Here is a 23,821-nt window from a genome sequence, read left to right as displayed (position 1 = left end):
TCAACCCAGGTCGCCGAAGCGAACCTGAAGCGCGGTGATGGCGGTAAGCGCCGTTGTCTCGGTGCGTAGCACGCGGGGACCTAACAAAATATCCGTAAACTGGTAGCGCGCGGTCATGGCGATTTCATCGGCGGATAACCCGCCTTCCGGGCCAATCAGCAGGCGCACGCGCTCGACGGGCAGAGGCAAGGTGTTAATGCTCTGGCTGGCGCGCGGATGGAGGTTGAGCTTCAGACCGCTCTCCTCTTCGGCGCACCAGGCTTCGAGATCCATGGCCGGGCGAATCTCCGGAACACGGTTGCGCCCGCACTGTTCACAGGCGGCAATGGCGATCTTTTGCCACTGCTGCAGCTTCTTGTTCAGGCGTTCGGCGTCCAGTTTAACGCCGCAGCGCTCAGAAAAAAGTGGCGTAATGAGGCTTACGCCCAGTTCGATCGATTTCTGGATAGTGAATTCCATCTTTTCACCGCGCGACATCACCTGGCCCAGGTGAATATGCAGCGGCGATTCACGATCGTCCACTTCGCCGCGCAGCACGCTGACGCGCACGCTTTTTTTATCGGCGTGGGTGATTTCTGCGTCGAAAACCTGGTTAGAGCCATCGAAAAGCTGCACCGCCTGGCCCGGGCCCATACGCAGCACGCGGCCGACGTGGTTGGCAGCATCCTCGCTGAGGGCAATTTCACTGCCCGGCTGAATACATTCTGGGTGATGGATGCGGGGAATGCGCATGTTTTAGATCCGTTCAGATTACCGCCCGGCACGGCAGGGCGGATGTTAACAATGGCGCTAGTGTAGGTTAGCTCTTTCGCGCCATGCAAGCGCGCTGCACATACGGGTTATGGTTGCCCTGAATGGCCGCGATACGCTCATCGCGCGTGCACTCCCATGCCGTAACCGGATAGAGCTTATCCCAGGCGGTGAAAAGCTGGGTTTGCTGGCGTGAGAGCGGCAGCTGGTATTGATCGCGCATATAGAAGTAGGTGCGGGCAATCGAACCGCGTGCGCGCGCCGGTGGTTCAGCCAGTTTGGCTTTGAAATCAACCTTCATTTCGCACTGGCCATACTGCCCTTCACCGCCGTTCCATTGGCTGTACATAAAGTTACCGCGATCGCCATTCACCTCGCCCACGGCGGGTTGCAGGTTATGCATATCGCTCTCAATCTTGCGGTAGCCCGGATCTTTGGCGCACTGTTTGCGCCCGCCATCTTGCCAGCACTGACGCAGGTGGCCGAACTGCCAGGCTGGCATCACATGCTCCCACTCGATGCGGCTGGCGCGGTTCTCATTTTTACGCACTTTATAGCCGCAGGAGGCGAGATCGACGACCCCTTTTTTGCCCTGCCAGATGATTTTACAGCCGCAGTAAAAGTCGCCCGGCGCGTCAGCATTCACTTTCACTCCGGCCGCTTTGGCCTGGGAAAAGTTGTTAATACCGTTGGCGGCCAGGGCAGGCACTGCCAGCAACGTGAAGAGAAAAGGTATAAAACGGAACATAGCGAACTCCCTGTCAAAACGAGCTCGCAACGTAGCGGAAGGGGCTTCCTGATGCAATCAGTTAGCGCATAAAACTTCTTAATGGATTCAGTTAGCCGTTTCAGCCATTAACGGCTCGCCGCAGCGCACACAGCGGTAGATCGCCTCGCCGCGCACCACCCGATTATGGCGACGCAGGGTCAACTGATGCTGCTGGCATTTACAGCGGTAGGGGAAGGTGTTGCGCCGCACCGACTCCAGCTCAAACTGATGCGTTCGCCGCGCGGGTACGCCGAGCACGCTCTCCATCATCCACTTCCACTCTTTGCCGTGTGGCGCAACGCGCCCGAACTCTTTCCACACCAGCAGGTGCGCCAGCTCATGGGGAACCACTTCATCAATAAAGGCTTGCTGATTTTCCAGCAGCAGCACCGGGTTGAGGCGAATTTCGTAGTCGGCAAGCCACGCCGTACCGGCGGCGGTGCCGCGCTGTTGGTAGACCAGCTTCGGCTCGGGGTAGTCACGCTCAAGCTTCTGGTTAGCGAGGGCGAGTTTATCCCGCAGGCTACGCATAACAGCTTGCTGGAGGGCGATGGGGAGGCGGGGTGTTTTCATAACTGCAGAGAATAGGATGGGCGGGACGGGAGTGCAATAAGCAAAAAAGGCTTCCTCCGCAGAGGAAGCCTGAAGGGTGTTAATCAGTCACGGGAACCAATTTCACGCAGCGGACGGCCACGCATCAGGTTGCGCTCAATGTGCTCCAGCGAAACGTGTTTGGTTTCCGGCACCAGCCACAGGGTGAGGAGGATGAACAGCACGTTCAGACCGCCGTACACCCAGAAGGTGTTGGCATTGCCCAGCGTGTTCAGCATCGTCAGGAAGGTCGCGCCGACAATCATGTTGGCGATCCAGTTGGTGGCTGTAGAGAGGGTGATACCAAAATCGCGGCCTTTCAGCGGCTGGATTTCGGAGCAGAGTACCCAAATCAGCGGACCGGCGCTCATGGCGAAGCCGATGATAAACATCAGCAGCATGGCGACAGCGAAGTACTGCGCAGACGGCGAGTGGATGCCCATATGCAGCATCGTGCCGAGAATACCCATACCGGCGGCCATCACCATAAAGCCCAGCACCAGCGTCGGTTTACGGCCCCAGCGATCCACCAGGCCGATAGCGATAAAGGTCGCCAGCACGTTGGTCAGACCGACGATCACCGTTCCCCACATCTGTTCGGTGGTGTTGGTGTAACCCGCCAGTTCAAAGATTTTCGGCGCGTAGTACATGATGACGTTCATGCCGGTGAACTGTTGCATGATCTGCAGCAGTACGCCGAGGAAGACCGCGCGGCGGAAGTTGCTGTTCTCTTTAAACAGCGCCCAGCCGGTCTGCTTCACTTTCAGGCTTTCGCGGATCTCATCCAGCTCATTTTTCGCTTCGGCGCTGGTGTCGCGCAGGCGCAGCAGCACCCGCTCAGCATCGTTGAAGCGGCGTTTGGCGGCGAACCAGCGCGGGCTGTCCGGCAGGAAGAAGACGCCAATCAGCAGCAGCACCGCTGGAATGATGATCACGCCCAGCATCCAGCGCCATGCGCCGCTGTAGCTGAAGGCGGTATCGGAGAGGTACGCGCCGAGAATCCCGATGGTGATCATCAGCTGATACATCGAAATCATACTGCCGCGGATTTTTTCCGGGGCGATCTCAGAGAGGTAGAGCGGAGCGGTATAAGAGGCGATACCAACCGCCAGGCCGAGCAGCACGCGTGAAACGATCAGGAACTCGACGTTCGGTGCGGCGGCAGAGCAGAGAGAGCCGATAACAAACAGCACCGCGCCGATCATCAGGCTCTTTTTACGCCCGAGACGCCAGGAGAGCCAGCCGCTGCCGACTGCGCCGACGGCGGCACCAAACATCATTGAGCTCACCACCCACTCCTGAGTGTGCGAGCTGATTTGAAAATCTTCCGTGATGAAGGGCAGTGCGCCCGCAATCACGCCAATATCCAGGCCAAAAAGTAATCCTGCCAGTGCTGCGAGGAAGCAGACAAAAAAGGTCATGGCCTTGTTGGAATGCTTCTGTTTCTTATTGTCAGGCATTATGCCCTCCATTCATGTTATGAATTTTATCGAGATAAACGTTAGGTCACTCATAAGCGAAAAGTCGTGATATGCATCACATGAGTGTAATCGGTTACATTTCGGGCAGGCCACGAATGTAAATAAAAGTGTTGAGGATTATAGGATTCTTGACAATGAATGGTTAATTGCAGGGCGTTATTTCAGACTAAACCGAAGCGTGATGTAACAATTATGACGCGCGACCGTTTCAGCCAGTGAGGGAAGGGAGGCGTTTCGTTAATTGCCTGGTGTAATCGCTTTCAAATGAAATAGTTACGGGCAGAGCGAGTATAGCTGCACAAATGGCACTGGATGGTTATAACGCGCATAAAAATGAAAAAGGCCAGCGCGAGGCTGGCCTTGATAGCGGTACGGTCAGTGGATTATTTCAGACCGGCAGCATCGCGCAGCAGCGCGGCTTTGTCGGTTTTTTCCCACGGGAAAGATTCGCGACCAAAGTGACCATAGGCAGCAGTCTCTTTGTAGATCGGGTGCAGCAGATCCAGCATCTGAATAAGGCCGTACGGACGCAGGTCGAAGAACTCACGAACCAGCAGCGTTAACTGCTCGGTGGAGACTTTCTCGGTGCCGAAGGTTTCAACCATGATTGAGGTCGGCTCTGCCACGCCAATGGCGTAGGAGACCTGGATTTCACAGCGGTCGGCAAGACCAGCAGCCACTATGTTTTTCGCCACATAACGCGCCGCGTACGCTGCGGAACGGTCAACTTTCGACGGATCTTTACCGGAGAATGCGCCGCCGCCGTGACGGGCCATGCCGCCGTAGGTGTCAACGATGATTTTACGGCCGGTCAGACCACAGTCGCCCATCGGGCCGCCGATAACAAAACGGCCGGTCGGGTTGATAAAGAATTTAGTAGAGGCGTTCAGCCACTCGGTCGGCAGGATCGGCTTGATGATCTCTTCCATCACCGCTTCCTGCAGCGATTTCTGATCGATATCTTCTGAATGCTGGGTAGAGAGCACTACAGCATCAATGCCAACGATTTTGCCGTCGTCGTACTGGAAGGTGACCTGGCTTTTCGCATCCGGACGCAGCCACGGCAGGGTGCCGTTTTTACGCACTTCAGCCTGGCGTTCAACCAGACGGTGAGCGTAGGTGATTGGCGCTGGCATCAGCACGTCGGTTTCGTTGGTCGCATAGCCAAACATCAGGCCCTGGTCGCCCGCGCCCTGCTCCAGCGGATCGGCACGGTCAACGCCCTGGTTGATATCCGGGGACTGCTTACCGATTGCGCTCAGTACGGCGCAAGAGTTGGCGTCAAAGCCCATGTCAGAGTGAACATAGCCGATTTCACGCACGGTATTACGGGTGATCTCTTCGATATCCACCCATGCGCTGGTGGTGATTTCGCCACCGACCAGCACCATGCCGGTTTTCACGTACGTTTCACAAGCGACGCGCGCTTTAGGGTCCTGCTCGAGGATTGCATCCAGCACAGCGTCGGAAATTTGGTCAGCAATTTTGTCAGGATGCCCTTCAGAGACGGACTCGGACGTAAAAAGGTGTTTTGCCATAATAAATTTTCACCTGGTGTAATTCGGTTGAATCGAATTCTGTGTTCGGCTCTCTTCGCGGTGGCTACGCAAAGATGACACAAGAAGTCTGTGTGTTAATCGGTCTGGACGGATTAACATCTGGACGGCTATTTTAGGTTACTTATTCATCTCATTGCCAGCGTTTTTTGATCTGTGTCGTCTCCTGACACACTCTGTCACGGAAAATTTTCCTGGCAATGGGGCAAGAAGGCCTTTTTTATTTTGCTTTTTCACCCGGTTATCGGTATAAAACGCCGCGCGCGGCTCATCAAAAAAGCGCACGGCATCGCTGCTGTGTCGCCACTTCCAGCCGGGTTAAGCAGTGTATTTAATGGCTTTGGCTTGTCGCGGGTCGTCATGGCTTGCGTGGAGGTGATACGAAATAATGAACCGTCGTTTTCCGAATATTCTGCCGCGTCGTTCTGACGTGCACGCATTTCCCGTCATTCGCATCTCTGATCTGCAAACCAGCCGATGTTATCCCCATTTCGGCGCTTCTCAGGACTCCAGGGCCGGTAAGGCATTGTGATAACTGAACAAGGGCTCTCCTGAGCATCAGGAGTTTTCTCGTGGTTTCGCCGGCCTGTCATACTCGGGTCCGGACAGATGTTTTACTATCATATGAACCAGAAACCGGTCGCGCAGTCGGTGCTTTGGCATGTTATGCCGAAAATCATGGCTGTTTATGGGTTGTTATCGCTATGTGTCACTGCGATAGTAGTCAACTATTTCATCCCCGTGTCGCTTCGCCTCGCCAATGAGCAGGGTGAAGTTCACAGGGTATACACTTTAATTAAGTGAGGTTCGCAATGTCTGACGACATCTCTTCAGTTTCGCCTTCGTCAGCAGGCGAACACGGTGCACTACGTTCCATGCAGGAGGTAGCGATGAGCTCCCAGGAAGCCAGCAAGATGCTACGGACTTACAATATTGCCTGGTGGGGCAATAACTACTACGACGTCAACGAGCTGGGCCACATCAGCGTGTGCCCCGATCCGGATGTCCCCGAGGCGCGTGTCGATCTGGCACAGCTGGTGAAAGCGCGTGAAGCGCAGGGCCAGCGTTTACCGGCGCTCTTCTGCTTCCCGCAGATCCTGCAACACCGTCTGCGCTCGATTAACGCCGCCTTTAAACGCGCGCGTGAATCCTATGGCTATAACGGCGACTACTTCCTGGTTTACCCGATCAAGGTTAACCAGCACCGTCGCGTCATTGAATCCCTGATCCACTCCGGCGAACCGCTGGGGCTGGAAGCGGGTTCCAAAGCGGAACTGATGGCGGTACTCGCCCATGCGGGTATGACCCGTTCGGTGATCGTCTGTAACGGCTATAAAGACCGTGAATACATCCGCCTGGCGCTGATTGGCGAGAAGATGGGCCACAAGGTCTATCTGGTGATCGAGAAGATGAGCGAAATCGCCATCGTGCTGGAAGAAGCCGAGCGCCTGAATGTGATCCCGCGCCTTGGCGTGCGGGCGCGTCTGGCATCGCAAGGCTCCGGCAAGTGGCAATCCTCCGGTGGTGAGAAGTCGAAGTTTGGCCTGGCGGCGACCCAGGTGCTGCAACTGGTTGAGATCCTGCGTGAGCGCGGTCGTCTGGACAGCATTCAACTGCTGCACTTCCACCTCGGTTCGCAGATGGCCAATATTCGCGATATCGCCACCGGCGTACGCGAATCTGCCCGTTTCTACGTTGAGCTGCACAAGCTGGGCGTGAATATTCAGTGCTTCGACGTCGGCGGCGGCCTGGGTGTCGATTATGAAGGCACCCGTTCGCAATCCGACTGCTCCGTTAACTACGGCCTGAACGAGTACGCGAACAACATTATCTGGGCGATTGGCGATGCCTGCGAAGAGCACGGTTTGCCGCACCCGACGGTGATCACCGAATCGGGCCGCGCGGTCACCGCGCACCATACGGTGCTGGTCTCCAATATCATTGGCGTTGAGCGCAACGAATACACCCCGGCCATTCCGCCGGCGGAAGATGCGCCGCGCGCGCTGCAAAGCATGTGGGAAACCTGGCAGGAGATGCACGAGCCGGGGACGCGCCGTTCGCTGCGCGAGTGGCTGCATGATAGCCAGATGGATCTGCACGACATTCACGTTGGTTACTCTTCCGGCACCTTTAGCCTGCAAGAGCGCGCGTGGGCAGAGCAGCTCTACCTGAACATGTGCCATGAAGTGCAGAAGCAGCTCGATCCGAGCAACCGTGCGCACCGTCCGATTATCGACGAACTGCAGGAGCGTATGGCGGACAAGATGTATGTCAACTTCTCCCTGTTCCAGTCGATGCCGGATGCGTGGGGTATCGACCAGCTCTTCCCGGTGCTGCCGCTGGAAGGGTTAAACCATGCGCCGGAGCGCCGTGCGGTGCTGCTGGATATTACCTGTGACTCCGATGGTGCTATCGATCACTATGTCGATGGCGACGGCATTGCTACTACGATGCCAATGCCCGAGTACGATCCGGAGAACCCGCCGATGCTGGGCTTCTTTATGGTCGGTGCCTATCAGGAGATCCTCGGCAACATGCACAACCTGTTCGGCGATACCGAAGCGGTTGACGTGTTTGTCTTCCCGGATGGCAGCGTAGAAGTGGAGCTTTCTGATGAAGGCGATACCGTGGCCGATATGCTGGAGTACGTGCAGCTCGATCCGGGCAAGCTGTTAACGCAGTTCCGCGATCAGGTTAAAGAGACAGGGCTGGACGATGCGCTGCAGCAGCAGTTCCTCGAAGAGTTCGAAGCGGGTCTCTACGGCTATACCTATCTGGAAGATGAGTAACCTCATCGCACGGTGTGAGCCGCAATGAAATCAATCCCCTCCCGGCCAGGCCCGGAGGGGATTTTTTTATCGGCGCTGCCGGGGCGTAATAAAAAGGAGGCAAGCGCCTCCTTTATTCATTACTTGATGCCGTCTGCGGCCATACGGTCGCGAATGTGCTGGGCACGGGCTTCTGAAGCCGGGTGATCGTCAAACATTGAGCTTTGACGGCCCTGGTCCATCTTCGCCAGTTTTTCGAAGCTGGTGGCTAAACCGACCGGGTTAATGCCGCGCTTACGCAGCAGGTCGTAAGAGTAGTCATCCGCTTCCGACTCCTGACGCTGGGAGAACTGTGAGTTGACCAGTTTTTCCCCGAGCGCACCAAGCTGCGACTGGGACAAGCTACCAACCACGCCGCCCGCCGAGGCTGCCGCCGCGCGCACCGCATTGGTACCGAGCGCCACCTGCATCCCTTTCTTCACGTGACCGAGCGCAACGTGGCCCATTTCGTGGCCAACTACCGCTTCGACTTCATTGTCGGTCATCATATCCATCAGGCCGCTGTAGACGCGGATACAGCCATTCGCCATGGCAAAGGCGTTAACGTCTTTAGTGACATACACCTTGTAGTTCACCTTCTGGCCGTTGATGTTGTCGCCAAGGGCGGCGGCAATTTTGTTCACGCGTTGGCTGTATTCGCTGCTTGCAGGTGCGATGGTGGCTTTGCTGTCCATCTGCTTACAGGCGTCGTCACTCAGGGCAATAACCTGCGCATCGCTCAGGGTGTAAGCCTGAAAGGCTTCTGCGCCGGAGCTGAGAAAACCGTTTGAATCCATGTTCTGACAACCGGCAAGCAGGGTGGTCATCCCCAGAGCAAGGAGGGCTGGGCGAATTTTCATTTATTATCTTCCGCAATGATTGAGTCGTTTTTTGCTCCGCCGTTCTTCTACACGAGAGGGCGGTGAGCGCCAGTATAAAGAAGAGAGTGTTGGACGGGCGAGGAGATTGCGCAACTTGCGAGCGGCTTCCAGAGATTTCTGAAGCGCAAAAGGATGCTCCATGTACATGATTACCCGCTTGGGTTACATTGTTGGCACTTTTTTCCGGCGTAGCCCAAAACGCGCTGTCGTCAAGTCGTTACGGGATTAGCCCTTAACAGTCCGATCTGGAGTCAAAATGTCCTCACGTAAAGAGCTTGCCAATGCTATTCGTGCGCTGAGCATGGACGCGGTACAGAAAGCCAAATCCGGTCACCCGGGAGCCCCGATGGGCATGGCAGACATCGCCGAAGTGTTATGGCGTGATTTCCTGAACCATAACCCGACGAATCCTGCATGGGCTGACCGCGACCGCTTTGTGCTGTCCAATGGTCACGGCTCGATGCTGATCTACAGCCTGCTGCACCTCACCGGCTACGATCTGCCGATTACCGAACTGCAGAACTTCCGCCAGCTGCACTCCAAAACGCCGGGTCACCCGGAAGTGGGTTACACCGCTGGCGTTGAAACCACCACCGGCCCGCTGGGTCAGGGGATTGCAAACGCAGTTGGTATGGCGATTGCCGAGAAGACGCTGGCCGCGCAGTTCAACCGTCCGGGTCATGACATTGTTGACCACTTCACCTACGCCTTTATGGGCGACGGCTGCATGATGGAAGGCATCTCCCACGAAGCCTGCTCGCTGGCGGGTACGCTGAAGCTGGGTAAACTCGTTGCGTTCTATGACGACAACGGCATCTCTATCGATGGCCACGTTGAAGGCTGGTTCACCGACGATACCGCAAAACGCTTTGAAGCCTACGGCTGGCACGTGGTGCGCGGCGTGGACGGCCACGATGCCGACGCCATCAAACGCGCCGTTGAAGAAGCACGCAGCGTCACCGACAAACCGTCGCTGCTGATGTGCAAAACCATCATCGGTTTCGGCTCGCCGAACAAAGCCGGTACCCACGACTCCCACGGCGCGCCGCTGGGCGACGCGGAAGTGGCGCTGACCCGCGAACAGCTGGGCTGGAAACACGCTCCGTTTGAGATCCCGTCTGAGATTTATGCGCAGTGGGATGCGAAAGAAGTGGGGCAGGCGAAAGAGTCTGCGTGGAATGAGAAGTTCGCCGCTTACGCGAAAGCGTTCCCGGAGCTGGCTGCCGAGTTCACTCGTCGTATGAAAGGCGAAATGCCGGAAGATTTCGCAGCGAAAGCCAACGAATTCATTGCCAAACTGCAGGCGAAGCCGGCGAAAATCGCCAGCCGTAAAGCTTCCCAAAACGCTATCGAAGCGTTTGGCCCGCTGCTGCCGGAGTTTCTCGGCGGTTCCGCTGACCTCGCGCCTTCCAACCTGACCCTGTGGTCCGGCTCGAAAGCGATCAATGAAGATGCCGCAGGCAACTACATTCACTACGGCGTGCGCGAGTTCGGTATGACCGCGATCGCCAACGGTATCTCTCTGCACGGCGGTTTTGTGCCGTACACCTCCACCTTCCTGATGTTCGTCGAGTATGCGCGTAACGCGGTACGTATGGCGGCGCTGATGAAGCAGCGTCAGGTGCTGGTTTACACCCACGACTCCATCGGTCTGGGTGAAGATGGCCCGACGCACCAGCCGGTTGAGCAGGTTGCTTCTCTGCGCCTGACCCCGAACGTCAGCACCTGGCGTCCGTGTGATCAGGTTGAGTCTGCGGTCGCGTGGAAATATGCCGTTGAGCGCCACGACGGCCCGACGGCGCTGATCCTCTCTCGCCAGAATCTGGCGCAGCAGGAGCGTTCTGAGCAGCAGCTGGCGGATATCGCTCGCGGCGGTTACGTGCTGAAAGATTGTGACGGTCAGCCGCAGCTGATCTTCATCGCCACCGGTTCTGAAGTGGAGCTGGCCGTTGCTGCATGGGAACGTCTGACAGCCGAAGGCGTGAAAGCGCGCGTGGTCTCCATGCCGTCTACCGACACCTTCGACAAGCAGGATGCTGCTTACCGTGAAGCGGTGCTGCCAAAAGCGGTCAGCGCACGCGTGGCGGTGGAAGCCGGTATCGCCGACTTCTGGTGCAAATACACCGGCCTGAACGGCGCGGTTGTTGGCATGACCACCTTCGGTGAGTCTGCGCCGGCAGAGCTGCTGTTCGAAGAGTTTGGCTTCACTGTAGATAACGTGGTCGCCAAAGCGAAAGAGCTGCTGTAATCCCCATTGCCCGGTAGCGTTTCGCTTACCGGGTCTGCACTATTCCGTGCCGGAGCAGGCGTCATCGCCCTCCGGCACGTCTACGTTATGCCCTCACCATGCTCTCCTTTTTTTACTGAACGCTCTTAAAGCACCCTTGATCTATGTGTAAAAAATATACTGGATATCTATCCAGTAAGTTGTATACTATTTCCTCACCTTAACTGATGTGAGTTTGAGTAAGGAGTGAACATGCTGATCTCTGGTGAACATCTCAATTCGCAGGCTGCCGCGTCGACCATCAGCAGCCGCGAAATCGCGAAGCTGACAGGCGTAACCCATGCCGAAGTCAAACGGATGGTTAAAAGCCTGGAAACTGCGCAACGTCTTTCCCAGCCGGTAAGTGCCAATGCTTACGAGCGCGAGGGCGAAATGCGGCAGGAGTTTTTGCTCAACAAGCGCGACTCACTGTTGACGGTTTCACGCCTTTCTCCGGCTTTTACCGCCGAAATGCTCGATCGCTGGCAGGAGCGCGAAAAAAACGTCGGCCTGCCGGACTTTACCAATCCTGCCGCGGCGGCGCGCGCCTGGGCGGAGCAGTATGAAAAACGCCAGCGTGCGGAAGCGCAGCTTGCCATTACCGCGCCTAAAGCGGAGTTTTTCGACCAGTATGTGCGGGTTGAAGAGTCGCTCGGTTTCCGCCAGCTGTGCAAAATGCTGCGCGTGAAAGAGCCGCAGTTCCGCCGCTTTTTGCTGGAGCGCAATATCATGCAGCGGGTTAACGGCGCGCTGATGCCGCCGCAGTACCATATCGATGCGGGTTACTTCACCGTGCATGGCGGCGTGGGCGAAAACAGCCACAGCTGGTCGCAGGCGCGCTTCACCGCGAAGGGCGTCAAATGGGTGGCCGATCTGTGGGCGAAAGAGCTCTCTTCGCAGCCGGTTGAAATGCCGCGCGCGGATCGCACCGAACCGCAGGTGCCTGAGCGCAGCTGGTTTTAAGCCGCGTTTAGCGCATGGCGTTAGTGCAGAAGTGGGGGAGTGAAACGGGTTCAGCGTAGCCCTCATCAGCCCGGCTTGTTTAATGCTTCGCAACCCACTCTCCCGTCTGATAAACCAGCAAGGACGCTTTTCTCTCTCCTTCGTTCGCTTTTCTGGCCCTCAGTTAGACTCTGCCTTTTCCCGTCAATTATTCTAGCAAAAATGTGATGCAAGTCAGATTACTGGCGAATCCGTCTGGACAATCATTCCTTTTATTCCAGCTTTCGCTTATTCTAGCTGAAGCGTTTCAGTCGTTTAAATGTTCGACAAATAAGCAAACAGACGCAGTTCAGGCAGGCGAGGATTCCCCTCTGGTGGCGACTGGATTACTCTGTCATCCACTTCAGGCGGGCTGGCCTTGCAGGAGAGTTATGAGCCTACGCATAGCGATTAACGGTTTCGGTCGCATCGGGCGCAACGTGGTTCGGGCACTCTACGAATCAGGGCGTCGCGCCGAGATCACCGTGGTGGCAATCAATGAACTGGCGGACGCCGCGGGGATCGCGCATCTGCTGAAGTATGACACCAGCCACGGGCGTTTTGCCTGGGATGTGCGCCAGGAGCGGGAGCAGTTATTTATTGGCGACGATGCCATTCGCCTCCTGCACGAAAGCGAGATTTCTGCGCTGCCGTGGCGCGAGCTGGGCGTTGATATCGTGCTTGATTGCACCGGCGTTTATGGCAGCCGTGAAGATGGCGAAGCCCATCTGGCGGCAGGCGCGAAAAAAGTGCTCTTCTCTCATCCTGGCAGCAGCGATCTCGACGCAACCATCGTCTTTGGCGTGAACCATATGACGCTGCGTCCCGAAGATCACCTTGTCTCCAACGCCTCCTGCACCACGAACTGTATTATTCCGGTGATCAAACTGCTCGACGAGGCTTACGGCATTGAGTGGGGAACGGTAACGACAATCCACTCGGCGATGCACGATCAGCAGGTGATTGACGCCTATCATGCCGATCTGCGCCGTACACGCGCAGCCAGCCAGTCAATCATCCCGGTCGATACCAAACTGGCGGCGGGCATCTCGCGCATTTTCCCGCAGTTTAATGACAAATTCGAAGCGATTGCGGTGCGCGTACCGACCATTAACGTCACCGCCATTGATTTAAGCGTAACGGTGCAAAAGCCGGTAAAAGCGAGTGAAGTCAACCAGTTGCTGCAAAAAGCAGCGCAGGGAACATTTCATGGTATAGTTGACTATACGGAATTACCGTTGGTCTCAATTGATTTTAACCACGATCCGCACAGCGCCATTGTCGATGGCACGCAAACCCGGGTCAGTGGTTCGCACCTGATTAAAACCCTTGTGTGGTGCGACAACGAATGGGGCTTTGCTAACCGTATGCTCGACACAACGTTAGCAATAGCTGCAGTGAGTTTCAGGTAAGGCACGCGAGTGTCTACAAAACTTAAGAATCATCGAGAGGATTCACCATGTCTGTAATTAAGATGACCGATCTGGATCTGGCTGGTAAACGCGTTCTAATCCGTGCGGATTTGAACGTACCGGTTAAAGAAGGGAAAGTGACCAGCGATGCGCGTATCCGTGCTTCTCTGCCGACCATCGAACTGGCGCTGAAACAGGGCGCGAAAGTGATGGTAACGTCTCACCTGGGTCGCCCGACCGAAGGTGAATACAACGAAGAATTCTCTCTGCTTCCGGTAGTTAACTATCTGAAAGACAAACTCTCCAACCCGGTTCGCCTGGCAAAAGATTACCTGGATGGCGTAGAAATCGCTGCCGGTGAGCTGGTCGTGCTGGAAAACGTACGCTTCAACAAAGGCGAGAAAAAAGACGACGAAACGCTGGCGAAGAAATATGCCGCGCTGTGCGACATCTTTGTGATGGACGCCTTTGGTACTGCGCACCGCGCGCAGGCTTCTACTCACGGTGTCGGTAAATTTGCTGATGTCGCGTGCGCAGGTCCGCTGCTGGCAGAAGAGCTGGACGCGCTGGGTAAAGCGCTGAAAGAGCCGGCTCGCCCGATGGTGGCTATCGTTGGCGGTTCCAAAGTTTCTACCAAACTGACCGTGCTGGATTCCTTATCCAAAATCGCTGACCAGCTGATTGTTGGCGGTGGTATTGCTAACACCTTCGTTGCGGCCCAGGGCCATAACGTTGGTAAATCCCTGTACGAAGCGGATCTGGTTGACGAAGCCAAACGTCTGCTGAGCACCTGTGATATCCCGGTTCCGACCGATGTGCGCGTGGCAACTGAGTTCTCCGAAACCGCTAACGCGACGCTGAAATCTGTTAATGACATCAAAGATGATGAGCAAATTCTGGATTTGGGCGACGTTTCCGCGCAGAAACTGGCTGAAATCCTGAAAAACGCCAAAACTATTCTGTGGAATGGTCCGGTTGGCGTCTTTGAGTTCCCGAACTTCCGTAAGGGTACTGAAATCGTGGCGAACGCCATCGCTGACAGCGACGCGTTCTCCATCGCAGGCGGCGGCGACACGCTGGCTGCTATCGATCTGTTCGGTATCGCTGACAAGATCTCCTACATCTCCACTGGCGGCGGCGCATTCCTCGAATTCGTGGAAGGCAAAGTTCTGCCGGCAGTAGCCATGCTCGAAGAGCGCGCTAAGCAGTAAGATCAGCAGGGCGGGGTAACCCGCCTTAATTTCAGCGCGCTATAAGGCACGCATTTTTCCAGGCCAAAGATACAGGACTACGTAACATGTCTAAAATTTTTGATTTCGTAAAACCTGGCGTGATCACCGGTGATGACGTTCAGAAAGTGTTCCAGGTAGCTAAAGAAAACAACTTCGCTCTGCCGGCAGTTAACTGCGTGGGCACTGACTCCATCAACGCCGTTCTGGAAGCCGCTGCGAAAGTTCGCGCACCGGTTATCGTACAGTTCTCCAACGGCGGCGCTGCGTTCATCGCGGGCAAAGGCGTGAAGACTGACGTTCCTCAGGGCGCGGCTATTCTGGGTGCTATCTCTGGCGCACATCACGTTCACCAGATGGCAGAACACTACGGTGTGCCGGTTATTCTGCACACTGACCACTGCGCGAAAAAACTGCTGCCGTGGATCGACGGCCTGCTGGACGCGGGTGAAAAACACTTCGCTGCGACCGGCAAACCGCTGTTCTCTTCTCACATGATCGACCTGTCTGAAGAGTCTCTGGAAGAGAACATCGAGATCTGCTCTAAGTACCTGGAGCGCATGTCCAAAATGGGCATGACCCTCGAGATCGAACTGGGCTGCACCGGCGGTGAAGAAGATGGCGTCGACAACAGCCATATGGACGCATCTGCTCTCTACACCCAGCCGGAAGACGTGGACTACGCTTACAGCAAGCTGAACGCCATCAGCCCGCGTTTCACCATCGCGGCTTCCTTCGGTAACGTTCACGGCGTTTACAAGCCGGGTAACGTTAAACTGACCCCGACTATCCTGCGCGACTCTCAGGAGTATGTTTCCAAGAAACATAACCTGCCGCACAACAGCCTGAACTTCGTGTTCCACGGCGGTTCCGGCTCTTCTGCTCAGGAAATCAAAGACTCCGTAAGCTACGGCGTTATCAAAATGAACATCGATACCGACACCCAATGGGCAACCTGGGAAGGTATTCTGAAGTACTACAAAGATAACGAAGGCTACCTGCAGAGCCAGCTGGGCAACCCGAAAGGCGAAGACCAGCCGAACAAAAAATACTACGATCCGCGCGTATGGCTGCGTGCAGCGCAGACCAGCATGGTGACGCGTCTGGAGCAGGCATTTAAAGAGCTGAACGCAGTAGACGTTCTGTAATTTACGCCGCTCTTTTCCGAAAAGGCCCGCACTTTGCGGGCCTTTTTTATTGCGAATTCAATAAGCTGCTATAGGTGCGAAAAGTTTAACTATTTGGCGAAAGCGCCTCTTTTTGTTTACCCTTTAGGGGGCTGTCCTTTTGGCAAGGGGCGTTTTTTCCGTTTTGGAACAATAGAAGGAAGCACAATATGGAAGATCTTCACGTTGTCGATAGCATCAACAACGCGGGCTCCTGGCTGGTAAATAACCAGGCGCTGCTGTTGAGCTATGCCGTAAATATCGTGGCGGCTATCGCCATCATCATCGTTGGTATGATTGTGGCGCGCGTTATTTCGAACGCCCTTAACCGGGTGATGCGTGCAAGACACATTGACGCCACCGTTGCGGACTTCCTCTCCGCGCTGGTGCGCTACGGTATTATCGCGTTTACCCTGATTGCCGCGCTGGGGCGCGTCGGCGTACAAACGGCGTCGGTGATCGCGGTGCTCGGTGCCGCTGGCCTGGCTATTGGTCTGGCGTTGCAAGGATCGCTCTCGAACCTTGCGGCGGGCGTGCTGCTGGTGACCTTCCGTCCGTTCCGCTCTGGCGAGTATGTTGATCTCGGTGGCGTTGCCGGCACGGTATTGCAGGTGCAGATTTTCTCGACCACCCTGCGCACGCCGGATGGCCGTATTATCGTCATCCCGAACGGTAAAATCATCGCGGGCAACATCATTAACTTCTCCCGCGAGCCGGAGCGCCGTAACGAGCTGATTATCGGTGTGGCCTATGATTCGGATATCGACCAGGTCAAACGTATTCTGAACGAGATTATCCAAGCCGATGAGCGCATCATCAAAGATCGCGAGATGACAGTTCGCCTCAACGAACTGGGCGCGTCATCGATCAACTTTGTGGTGCGTATCTGGAGTAAAAGTAGCGATCTGCAAAACGTCTACTGGGATGTACTGGAGACCATCAAGCGCCGTTTCGATGAGGAAGGGATTAGCTTCCCGTTCCCGCAAATGGATGTGAATTTAAAACGGGTTAAAGAGCAACCTGACGAGTAAGCACAAGGCCGACACTGTCGGCCTTTTTTATCGCTATCGCCATTAGCCTGGTTAATGGCAGATTAAAATTATCAATTTCACCTAATAATCCCCGCGCGTTATAGTCAGCTTCCTGCAATAAACTGAATGGAAATTTGACGTGTTATCTTATTATTTACAAGGGCTTATGCTGGGCGCTGCTTTAATTTTGCCGCTGGGGCCGCAAAACGCATTCGTCCTGAACCAGGGCATCCGCCGACAGTATCACCTCATGACGGCACTGCTCTGCACTCTGAGCGATGTTGCGCTGATCTGCGCCGGGGTATTCGGCGGCAGTGCGTTACTGATGCAGTCGCCGTGGCTGCTGGCGCTGGTGACCTGGGGCGGAGTACTTTTTCTGTTGTGGTACGGCTTTGGCGCGCTGAAAACCGCCTTTTCCCCTGATATCGATCTGGAAAATGCCGATGCGCTTCGCCAGGGGCGTGGGCAGATCATCGCCACCATGCTGGCCGTTACGTGGCTCAATCCCCATGTTTATCTCGATACCTTTGTGGTGCTCGGCAGTCTTGGCGGGCAGTTAGCGGAGATGCCGAAGCGCTGGTTTGCCCTCGGCACCATCAGCGCCTCTTTTCTCTGGTTCTTCAGCCTTGCGCTGCTGGCCGCCTGGCTCGCGCCGCGTTTGCGCACCGCCACGGCGCAGCGGGTTATCAATATTCTGGTCGGCCTGGTGATGTGGTTTATCGCGCTGAAACTGGCGGTGGAAGGTGTTAACCATTTGCAAGGATTATTCAGTTAAGGTAAGTCCGATGGACAATCAGGCGTAAGTGGCTAAGCTTGCTGCCAGGCGTCCGTCCAACGGGACGTAATTGAGTAACATGGAGGAGTACCTGTGAAACGTAAAGTGATAGCCCTGGCGGCGATGGTGGGTTTCAGCGCAATGGCGGTACAGGCCAGTGAATTGCCGGATGGCCCGCACATTGTCACAACGGGTACGGCAAGCGTGGATGCGACCCCGGATATCGCCACCCTGGCGATTGAAGTGAACGTCGCCGCGAAAGATGCGGCCTCAGCCAAGAAGCAGGCGGACGATCGCGTTGCGCAATACCTGAGCTTCCTGGAGCAAAACGGCATCGCCCGTAAAGATATCAACTCAGCGAACTTACGCACCCAGCCCGATTACGACTACCAGAATGGCAAAAGCATTCTGAAAGGCTATCGCGCTGTGCGCACCGTGGAAGTGACGTTGCGCGAGCTGGATAAGCTTAACTCACTGCTTGATGGCGCGCTGAAAGCGGGTCTGAACGAAATCCGCTCCGTCTCGCTGGGCGTTGCGCAATCGGAGTCCTTTAAGGATAAAGCCCGTAAAGCGGCGATTGATGACGCGACTCGCCAGGCGCAGCAGCTGGCTGCCGGTTTCAATGCCAAACTCGGCCCGGTTTACAGCGTTCGTTACCATGTCTCTAACTATCAGCCGAGCCCGATGGTGCGCATGATGAAGGCTGATGCGCCAGCGGAGTCTGCGGCGCAGGAGACTTACGAACAGCCGACCATCCAGTTTGACGATCAGGTCGATGTAGTCTTCCAGATTGAGCCTAATCAGGCGCAGCAACAGCAGCAGCAACCGCAGTCCACGCCAGCCGCGAAGTAACGCTGGCGTCCCTCTCCTCATTCGGGGAGAGGGTCTCTCTTAATCCTGTCGCAGTACCCGATGACCGAACGCCAGCAGCGCGTCGGTGACGTTGCGCATCATTCGGCTTTCCGGCGCAAAGCGGTGCCAGTAGAGCATACGGCGCTGCAGCAGGCCCGGTGTCAGGTCGATAAGCTCGCCGCTCGCCAGCTCTTTCTCGATTTGCAGATGTGGGATCATGCAGCAGGTGGTTCCCTGGCGCGCCAGCTGCACAAAGGCTTCCGATGAGTTAACGATATGGCAGGGGACGCTGCCGGGCGGCAGATCGAAATATTGCTGCAAAAAGGCCTGATGCATATCGTCGAGATGGTCAAACGCCACCGCAGGCGCTTTCAGCAGCGCGGAACGCGTTACGCCGTTGGGGAAGTAGCGTTCGGCAAACTCTTTTGAGCCAACAAACAGGTAATCGAGGGCGCCCAGTTTATCCACCAGGCAGCTTGGCAGCGCCTGAGGCTGAATACTCACCGCGCCAACCACTTCACCGCGACGCAGACGCTCCTGGGTGCGGGTTTCATCTTCCACCTGCAAATTGAGGCGAATCGGGGAGTCGACCAGCACCGGCGCCAGCGCGGGCAGCAGCCAGGTTGCCAGACTGTCGGCGTTGACCGCAAGCGACAGCAGCAGCGGTGTGGAGCCGGTTTGCTCATCACCCAGCCACTCCTCTTCCAGCAGCTCAACCTGACGCAACAGCGCCAGCAGTTTTTGCCCCTGCTCGGTGGGGCGCGGCGGTACGGTACGCACCAGCAATGGCTGCCCGAACATGTTCTCCAGTTGCTTGATACGCTGTGACACGGCGGATTGAGTAATACAGAGCTTTTGCGCAGCACGCTCAAACCCACGCTCACGAATAACTGCATCAAGTGCCTGTAGTGTTCTGTAATCCGGACGTTTCATTGCTCGGGCAATCTCCTGAAAAATAGTCTTTCGCACTATGACATAAATTTCCCGTCGTGGCAGACGAAAATGGTTGTCGCGTATTGTGACACAGGTCACAGGGACTTTTCGGCAGAGCCTATTTATAATGCGCCTGAAATTTCACACCACAGGCGAACGACCATGACGCAGGATGAACTCAAAAAAGCAGTGGGCTGGGCAGCACTTCACTATGTTGAACCCGGCACCATTGTCGGCGTAGGCACCGGCTCCACCGCGGCACACTTTATTGACGCGCTGGGTACTCTGAAAGGGCAGATTGAGGGCGCGGTTTCCAGCTCGGACGCTTCTACCGAGAAGCTGAAAAGCTTAGGCATTACCGTTTTCGATCTTAACGCGGTCGATCGCCTGGGGATCTACGTCGACGGCGCGGATGAGATCAACGACCAGATGCAGATGATCAAAGGCGGCGGCGCGGCGCTGACCCGGGAGAAGATCATCGCGTCAGTGGCGGATAAGTTTATCTGTATCGCGGATGCCTCCAAGCAGGTGCCGATCCTCGGCAAATTCCCACTGCCGGTTGAGGTGATCCCGATGGCGCGCAGTGCGGTCGCGCGCACGCTGGTCAAGCTGGGCGGCCGCCCGGAGTATCGCCAGAATGTGGTGACGGATAACGGCAACGTCATCCTTGATGTCTATGGTTTGGAAATTCTCGATCCCATCGCGATGGAGAACACCATCAATAATATTCCCGGTGTGGTCACGGTGGGCTTATTCGCGAATCGCGGGGCTGACGTAGCGCTGATCGGCACCCCGGATGGCGTCAAAACCATCGTGAAATGATCTGACCGGGAGGCAGCGGTCTCCCGGTAAAAATCTGACATCGTTAAATTCGGTGATATCTGTCACGTTTTTCCCCTTCATCTCGCATCCCTGCCGCGAGCCTCTGCTTTTCCAGCATTTTTCTCTGCCATTTCCCGCTGGATGACATTTCTTCAGAGCGGTGACGCAAACGTTCATATTGCCGCGATAGTTTTTTTTGATATGTTGGCTAACGCGGTTTTCCTCCGCACAACATCACAGTCAGACATAAAACAGGGTCGGGTAAATGGCAAAGGTATCACTGGAGAAAGACAAGATTAAATTTCTGCTCGTCGAAGGGGTGCACCAGAAAGCGGTCGAAAGCCTCCGCGCGGCGGGTTATAACAACATCGAATTCCACAAGGGCGCACTGGACAGCGAGCAGTTGAAAGAGTCCATCCGCGACGCCCACTTCATTGGCCTGCGATCCCGTACTCAACTGACTGAAGATGTCATCGCCGCAGCGGAAAAACTGGTCGCTATCGGCTGTTTCTGCATCGGCACCAACCAGGTGAACCTGGAAGCGGCAGCCAAACGCGGTGTGCCGGTCTTTAACGCCCCCTTCTCCAACACCCGTTCCGTGGCGGAGTTAGTGATCGGCGAACTGCTTCTACTGATGCGCGGCATTCCGGAAGCGAACGCCAAAGCGCACCGCGGTATCTGGAACAAGCTGGCGGTTGGCTCCTATGAAGCGCGCGGCAAAAAGCTCGGCATCATTGGCTACGGCCACATTGGTACCCAGCTCGGTATTCTCGCTGAATCACTGGGGATGCACGTCTTCTTCTACGATATTGAGAACAAACTGCCGCTCGGCAACGCCACGCAGGTGCAGCATCTCTCCGATCTGCTGAACATGAGCGATGTGGTCAGCCTGCACGTGCCGGAAAACGCTTCAACGAAGAATATGATTGGCGAAGAGGAGCTGGCGCTGATGAAGCCGGGCGCTCTCCTGATCAACGCCGCGCGCGGCACGGTGGTTGATATCCCGGCGCTGTGCGATGCCCTGAAGCGTAAGCATCTGGCGGGCGCAGCGATTGACGTATTCCCGACTGAACCTGCGACTAACAGCGATCCGTTCGACTCACCGCTCTGCGAGTTTGATAACGTTATTCTGACGCCGCACATCGGCGGTTCAACGCAGGAAGCGCAGGAGAATATCGGCCTGGAAGTTGCCGGTAAGCTGATTAAGTACTCCGATAACGGCTCAACGCTCTCGGCAGTAAACTTCCCGGAAGTCTCCCTGCCGCTGCACGGCGGTCGTCGTCTGCTGCATATCCATGAAAACCGCCCTGGCGTGCTGACGGCACTTAACCAGATTTTCGCCAGCCAGAACATCAACATTGCGGCGCAGTATCTGCAAACCACGCCGCATATGGGCTATGTGGTGGTTGATATCGAAGCGGAAGAAGAGGTTGCGCAGACCGCGCTACAGAGCATGAAAGCGATTCCGGGCACCATTCGTTCCCGTCTGCTGTTCTAAGTTGCGTTAGCTGTTCCTCTCCCGTCCGGGAGGGGAACAACCTACCACTCCCACACCGTTGATGGTGTGATCACCGCAGGCAGCGGAATATCCCACTCCTCCACCGGCAATGTCTCTACGCGCTGGCAATCATGGGCATAACCGACCGGCTGCACGCCATACGCGCGCCAGTTTTGCAGCGTTCTGTCGTAGAACCCGCCGCCCATGCCGAGGCGCTGCCCCTGTTCATCAAAGGCGACTAACGGCGTGATCAGCACATCAAGCTGGCTTAGTGGAAGCACATCACGCACATCCAGCTTCGGCTCCTGAATTTTCAGACGATTGGTCACCAGTTCGCTGTGCGGATGGTAGTGCAAAAAGAGCAGATTTCCGGGACTGAAAGGGTGTAATACGGGAAGATAAACGCGTTTGCCGCTTCGCCACAGTTGTTCAATCAGCGGTTGCGTATCGAGTTCGCCGTCAAAGGAGAGAAACAGGGCAACGGTATGTGCCATCACAACAGGTGGCCAGGCCATCATGCGCAGTGCGGCTTGTTCAGCGAACTGGCGCTGCTGGGCGCTGGTGATTTCTCGTCGGCGTTGACGAATCTGTTTGCGGATTGCTTGTCGTGACGGAAGTGAATCGGGCAGTTGCGTCATGGTCGTTACTGGTAGAAGAGGGGAATCTCCGAGATGCCGCCGCAGGCTGTAACCCTTGAACCCTTGGTTCAAGGTGAATGTGTCGTCATGATTTTAAGGCTTCTCGGACGGACCGAGCATGCTCACCAACCATGGATCGCCACACTCTGTTGGTATGAAATATCGGCTCAGGGGACTGGCCCGCTTGCAAACATCTCAGAGAATTTTTTAACTTCACTGTCAATCTACCATAGTTGACCTTGAAGTATTATTCAAACTTCGGCCCCGGTCTTTCCGTTATGCGACCCTGATCAAGTAAAGCCTGTTCAATGGTCTGCTGTAACATCTTAATACGCTGCTCCATGCTGGCGGCGTAATCACGGGTTTTTGCCTTTTCCTGAGCAAGCTCGTAGCTGATATTCAGCGCGGCGATAAACACCAACTGCTCAGTATTTGTGACTCTAGTGCGAACCTTCAGATCTTGCAACCGCTGATTCAGATCTTCCGCAGCCTGATTCAGCGCATCTATCTGCTCAGGCGGGCAGTTCACGCGGAGTGAACGGCCAAAAATTTGGATATCGACGGGTTGTGCAGACATGCCACCTTCCTGCTGTTTGACTGCGCTCTGCCTTCGCATTCGAGCCCTGGGCTGCGAAGGGGCGACACTATAAGCGACCCTGGTCAGTACTTTCAACTATTTTACGTCTATACCTTAAGTAATCCGCGTACATGCAATGGCATGTAACGTGAACCATCACGGGTATATCACCAGGGTCCAAAGTGGTAGCATACCATGAATATTTCCCCCAACGACGACGAATGCGCATGTCTATACAGAACGAAATACCTGGTTACAAGGAAGTAGGCCAGTTACTCAACCAACAAGGCGTGGGATTGCATCCTGCTGAAATGCATGGGCTGATCGCGGGGATGCTCTGCGGCGGCAACAAAGACACCTCATGGCAGCCGCTGCTGCATGATTTAACCAACGAAGGGCTGGCCTTCGGCCACGAGCTTGCCCAGGCGCTGCGTGCAATGCATGCCGCCACCAGCGATTCGCTGGAAGATGATGGGTTTCTCTTTCAGCTCTATCTGCCGGAAGGCGACGACGTCAGCGTCTTTGACCGCGCCGATGCGCTGGCTGGCTGGGTGAATCACTTCCTGCTGGGGCTTGGCGTCTCACAGCCGAAGCTTGACAAAGTGACCGGCGAAACCGGCGAAGCGATCGACGACCTGCGCAACATCGCGCAGCTGGGCTACGACGAAGATGAAGATCAGGAAGAGCTGGAGATGTCTCTGGAAGAGATTATCGAGTATGTCCGCGTTGCGGCGCTGCTCTGCCACGATACCTTCACGCGCCAGCAGCCGACCGCACCGGAAGTGCGCAAGCCCACACTACACTAA

General features: G+C 55.9%; 22 protein-coding genes and 1 other RNA gene. 13 read left to right on the top strand and 10 right to left on the bottom strand.

The genetic code is table 11. The features are described from left to right. From rsmE to metK, 5 genes are all read right to left on the bottom strand, one after another. On the bottom strand, positions 1-732 hold the full coding sequence (gene rsmE / locus IAE50_RS03905) for a 16S rRNA (uracil(1498)-N(3))-methyltransferase (RefSeq protein ID WP_042713583.1): 732 nt from the start codon (positions 730-732) through the stop codon (positions 1-3). A 67-nt stretch (positions 733-799) separates the two neighbouring features. Continuing rightward, complete coding sequence (gene endA / locus IAE50_RS03900; RefSeq protein ID WP_042713585.1) at positions 800-1,498, bottom strand: deoxyribonuclease I; 699 nt, start codon at positions 1,496-1,498, stop codon at positions 800-802. 87 nt (positions 1,499-1,585) lie between these two features. Next, positions 1,586-2,092 (bottom strand): SprT family zinc-dependent metalloprotease, encoded by a 507-nt coding sequence (locus IAE50_RS03895; RefSeq protein WP_094422030.1) that lies wholly within the window; start codon positions 2,090-2,092, stop codon positions 1,586-1,588. 83 nt (positions 2,093-2,175) lie between these two features. Further along, positions 2,176-3,570 (bottom strand): sugar porter family MFS transporter, encoded by a 1,395-nt coding sequence (locus tag IAE50_RS03890; RefSeq protein ID WP_076769185.1) that lies wholly within the window; start codon positions 3,568-3,570, stop codon positions 2,176-2,178. 404 nt (positions 3,571-3,974) lie between these two features. Next, positions 3,975-5,129, bottom strand: a complete 1,155-nt coding sequence (gene metK / locus IAE50_RS03885) for a methionine adenosyltransferase (RefSeq protein WP_076769184.1) — start codon at positions 5,127-5,129, stop codon at positions 3,975-3,977. 627 nt (positions 5,130-5,756) lie between these two features. Between metK and yqgB the strand changes: the two genes are divergently transcribed. Both yqgB and speA read left to right on the top strand, forming a co-directional pair. Next, positions 5,757-5,951: an acid stress response protein YqgB gene (gene yqgB, locus IAE50_RS26705; protein ID WP_375286357.1), complete on the top strand. Its 195-nt coding sequence runs from the start codon at positions 5,757-5,759 to the stop codon at positions 5,949-5,951. Between the two features lie 8 nt (positions 5,952-5,959). Continuing rightward, entirely contained in the window at positions 5,960-7,936 is a 1,977-nt protein-coding gene (gene speA, locus IAE50_RS03870) for a biosynthetic arginine decarboxylase (protein ID WP_071789546.1), read from the top strand. 119 nt (positions 7,937-8,055) lie between these two features. Here speA and IAE50_RS03865 read toward each other — a convergent pair whose 3' ends face one another. Then, positions 8,056-8,814, bottom strand: coding sequence for a M48 family metallopeptidase (locus tag IAE50_RS03865; RefSeq protein WP_200134939.1), 759 nt, complete (start codon positions 8,812-8,814; stop codon positions 8,056-8,058). Positions 8,815-9,091: 277 nt separating this feature from the next. Between IAE50_RS03865 and tkt the strand changes: the two genes are divergently transcribed. From tkt to IAE50_RS03825, 8 genes are all read left to right on the top strand, one after another. Further along, positions 9,092-11,083: a transketolase gene (gene tkt / locus IAE50_RS03860; RefSeq protein WP_200579615.1), complete on the top strand. Its 1,992-nt coding sequence runs from the start codon at positions 9,092-9,094 to the stop codon at positions 11,081-11,083. Positions 11,084-11,314: 231 nt separating this feature from the next. Then, positions 11,315-12,064, top strand: a complete 750-nt coding sequence (locus IAE50_RS03855) for a phage antirepressor KilAC domain-containing protein (protein WP_200579614.1) — start codon at positions 11,315-11,317, stop codon at positions 12,062-12,064. 410 nt (positions 12,065-12,474) lie between these two features. Beyond that, positions 12,475-13,494: an erythrose-4-phosphate dehydrogenase gene (epd, locus tag IAE50_RS03850; RefSeq protein ID WP_076769180.1), complete on the top strand. Its 1,020-nt coding sequence runs from the start codon at positions 12,475-12,477 to the stop codon at positions 13,492-13,494. Positions 13,495-13,541: 47 nt separating this feature from the next. Beyond that, complete coding sequence (gene pgk, locus IAE50_RS03845) at positions 13,542-14,705, top strand: phosphoglycerate kinase (RefSeq protein ID WP_042718328.1); 1,164 nt, start codon at positions 13,542-13,544, stop codon at positions 14,703-14,705. 86 nt (positions 14,706-14,791) lie between these two features. Then, positions 14,792-15,871: a class II fructose-bisphosphate aldolase gene (fbaA, locus tag IAE50_RS03840; protein WP_200134942.1), complete on the top strand. Its 1,080-nt coding sequence runs from the start codon at positions 14,792-14,794 to the stop codon at positions 15,869-15,871. Between the two features lie 188 nt (positions 15,872-16,059). Further along, positions 16,060-16,920, top strand: a complete 861-nt coding sequence (gene mscS, locus IAE50_RS03835) for a small-conductance mechanosensitive channel MscS (protein WP_200134943.1) — start codon at positions 16,060-16,062, stop codon at positions 16,918-16,920. Between the two features lie 139 nt (positions 16,921-17,059). Continuing rightward, the gene (gene argO, locus IAE50_RS03830) at positions 17,060-17,695 is read left to right on the top strand and encodes an arginine exporter ArgO (RefSeq protein ID WP_042718324.1); all 636 of its coding nucleotides are present in this window, start codon (positions 17,060-17,062) and stop codon (positions 17,693-17,695) included. A gap of 93 nt (positions 17,696-17,788) precedes the next feature. Next, positions 17,789-18,547: an oxidative stress defense protein gene (locus IAE50_RS03825; protein WP_023480810.1), complete on the top strand. Its 759-nt coding sequence runs from the start codon at positions 17,789-17,791 to the stop codon at positions 18,545-18,547. A gap of 39 nt (positions 18,548-18,586) precedes the next feature. Here the strand turns inward: IAE50_RS03825 and argP are convergent, their stop codons facing one another. Beyond that, a complete protein-coding gene (argP, locus tag IAE50_RS03820) occupies positions 18,587-19,480 on the bottom strand; it encodes a DNA-binding transcriptional regulator ArgP (RefSeq protein WP_023480875.1) in 894 nt (297 codons plus the stop codon). Between the two features lie 162 nt (positions 19,481-19,642). Here argP and rpiA point away from each other — a divergent pair, with 162 nt between their 5' ends. Both rpiA and serA read left to right on the top strand, forming a co-directional pair. Continuing rightward, positions 19,643-20,302 carry a ribose-5-phosphate isomerase RpiA gene (gene rpiA / locus IAE50_RS03815; protein WP_200579613.1) on the top strand — a complete coding sequence of 220 codons (660 nt, stop codon included), beginning with the start codon at positions 19,643-19,645 and terminating at the stop codon, positions 20,300-20,302. Positions 20,303-20,567: 265 nt separating this feature from the next. Further along, positions 20,568-21,800, top strand: a complete 1,233-nt coding sequence (gene serA, locus IAE50_RS03810; protein WP_023480742.1) for a phosphoglycerate dehydrogenase — start codon at positions 20,568-20,570, stop codon at positions 21,798-21,800. 41 nt (positions 21,801-21,841) lie between these two features. Here serA and IAE50_RS03805 read toward each other — a convergent pair whose 3' ends face one another. The 3 genes from IAE50_RS03805 to zapA form a co-directional block, all read right to left on the bottom strand. After that, positions 21,842-22,438, bottom strand: coding sequence for a 5-formyltetrahydrofolate cyclo-ligase (locus IAE50_RS03805; RefSeq protein WP_042718316.1), 597 nt, complete (start codon positions 22,436-22,438; stop codon positions 21,842-21,844). A gap of 21 nt (positions 22,439-22,459) precedes the next feature. Continuing rightward, a non-coding RNA gene (ssrS, locus tag IAE50_RS03800) (6S RNA) lies at positions 22,460-22,643 on the bottom strand. A 42-nt stretch (positions 22,644-22,685) separates the two neighbouring features. Then, positions 22,686-23,015: a cell division protein ZapA gene (gene zapA, locus IAE50_RS03795; RefSeq protein WP_023480874.1), complete on the bottom strand. Its 330-nt coding sequence runs from the start codon at positions 23,013-23,015 to the stop codon at positions 22,686-22,688. Between the two features lie 227 nt (positions 23,016-23,242). Here zapA and IAE50_RS03790 point away from each other — a divergent pair, with 227 nt between their 5' ends. Further along, positions 23,243-23,821: a YecA family protein gene (locus tag IAE50_RS03790; RefSeq protein ID WP_023480800.1), complete on the top strand. Its 579-nt coding sequence runs from the start codon at positions 23,243-23,245 to the stop codon at positions 23,819-23,821.

The sequence above is a fragment of the Kosakonia sp. S42 genome, from assembly GCF_016624785.1.
In the GTDB taxonomy this organism is placed as follows: domain Bacteria; phylum Pseudomonadota; class Gammaproteobacteria; order Enterobacterales; family Enterobacteriaceae; genus Kosakonia; species Kosakonia cowanii.
This window is presented reverse-complemented; position numbering and strand designations above follow the sequence as displayed.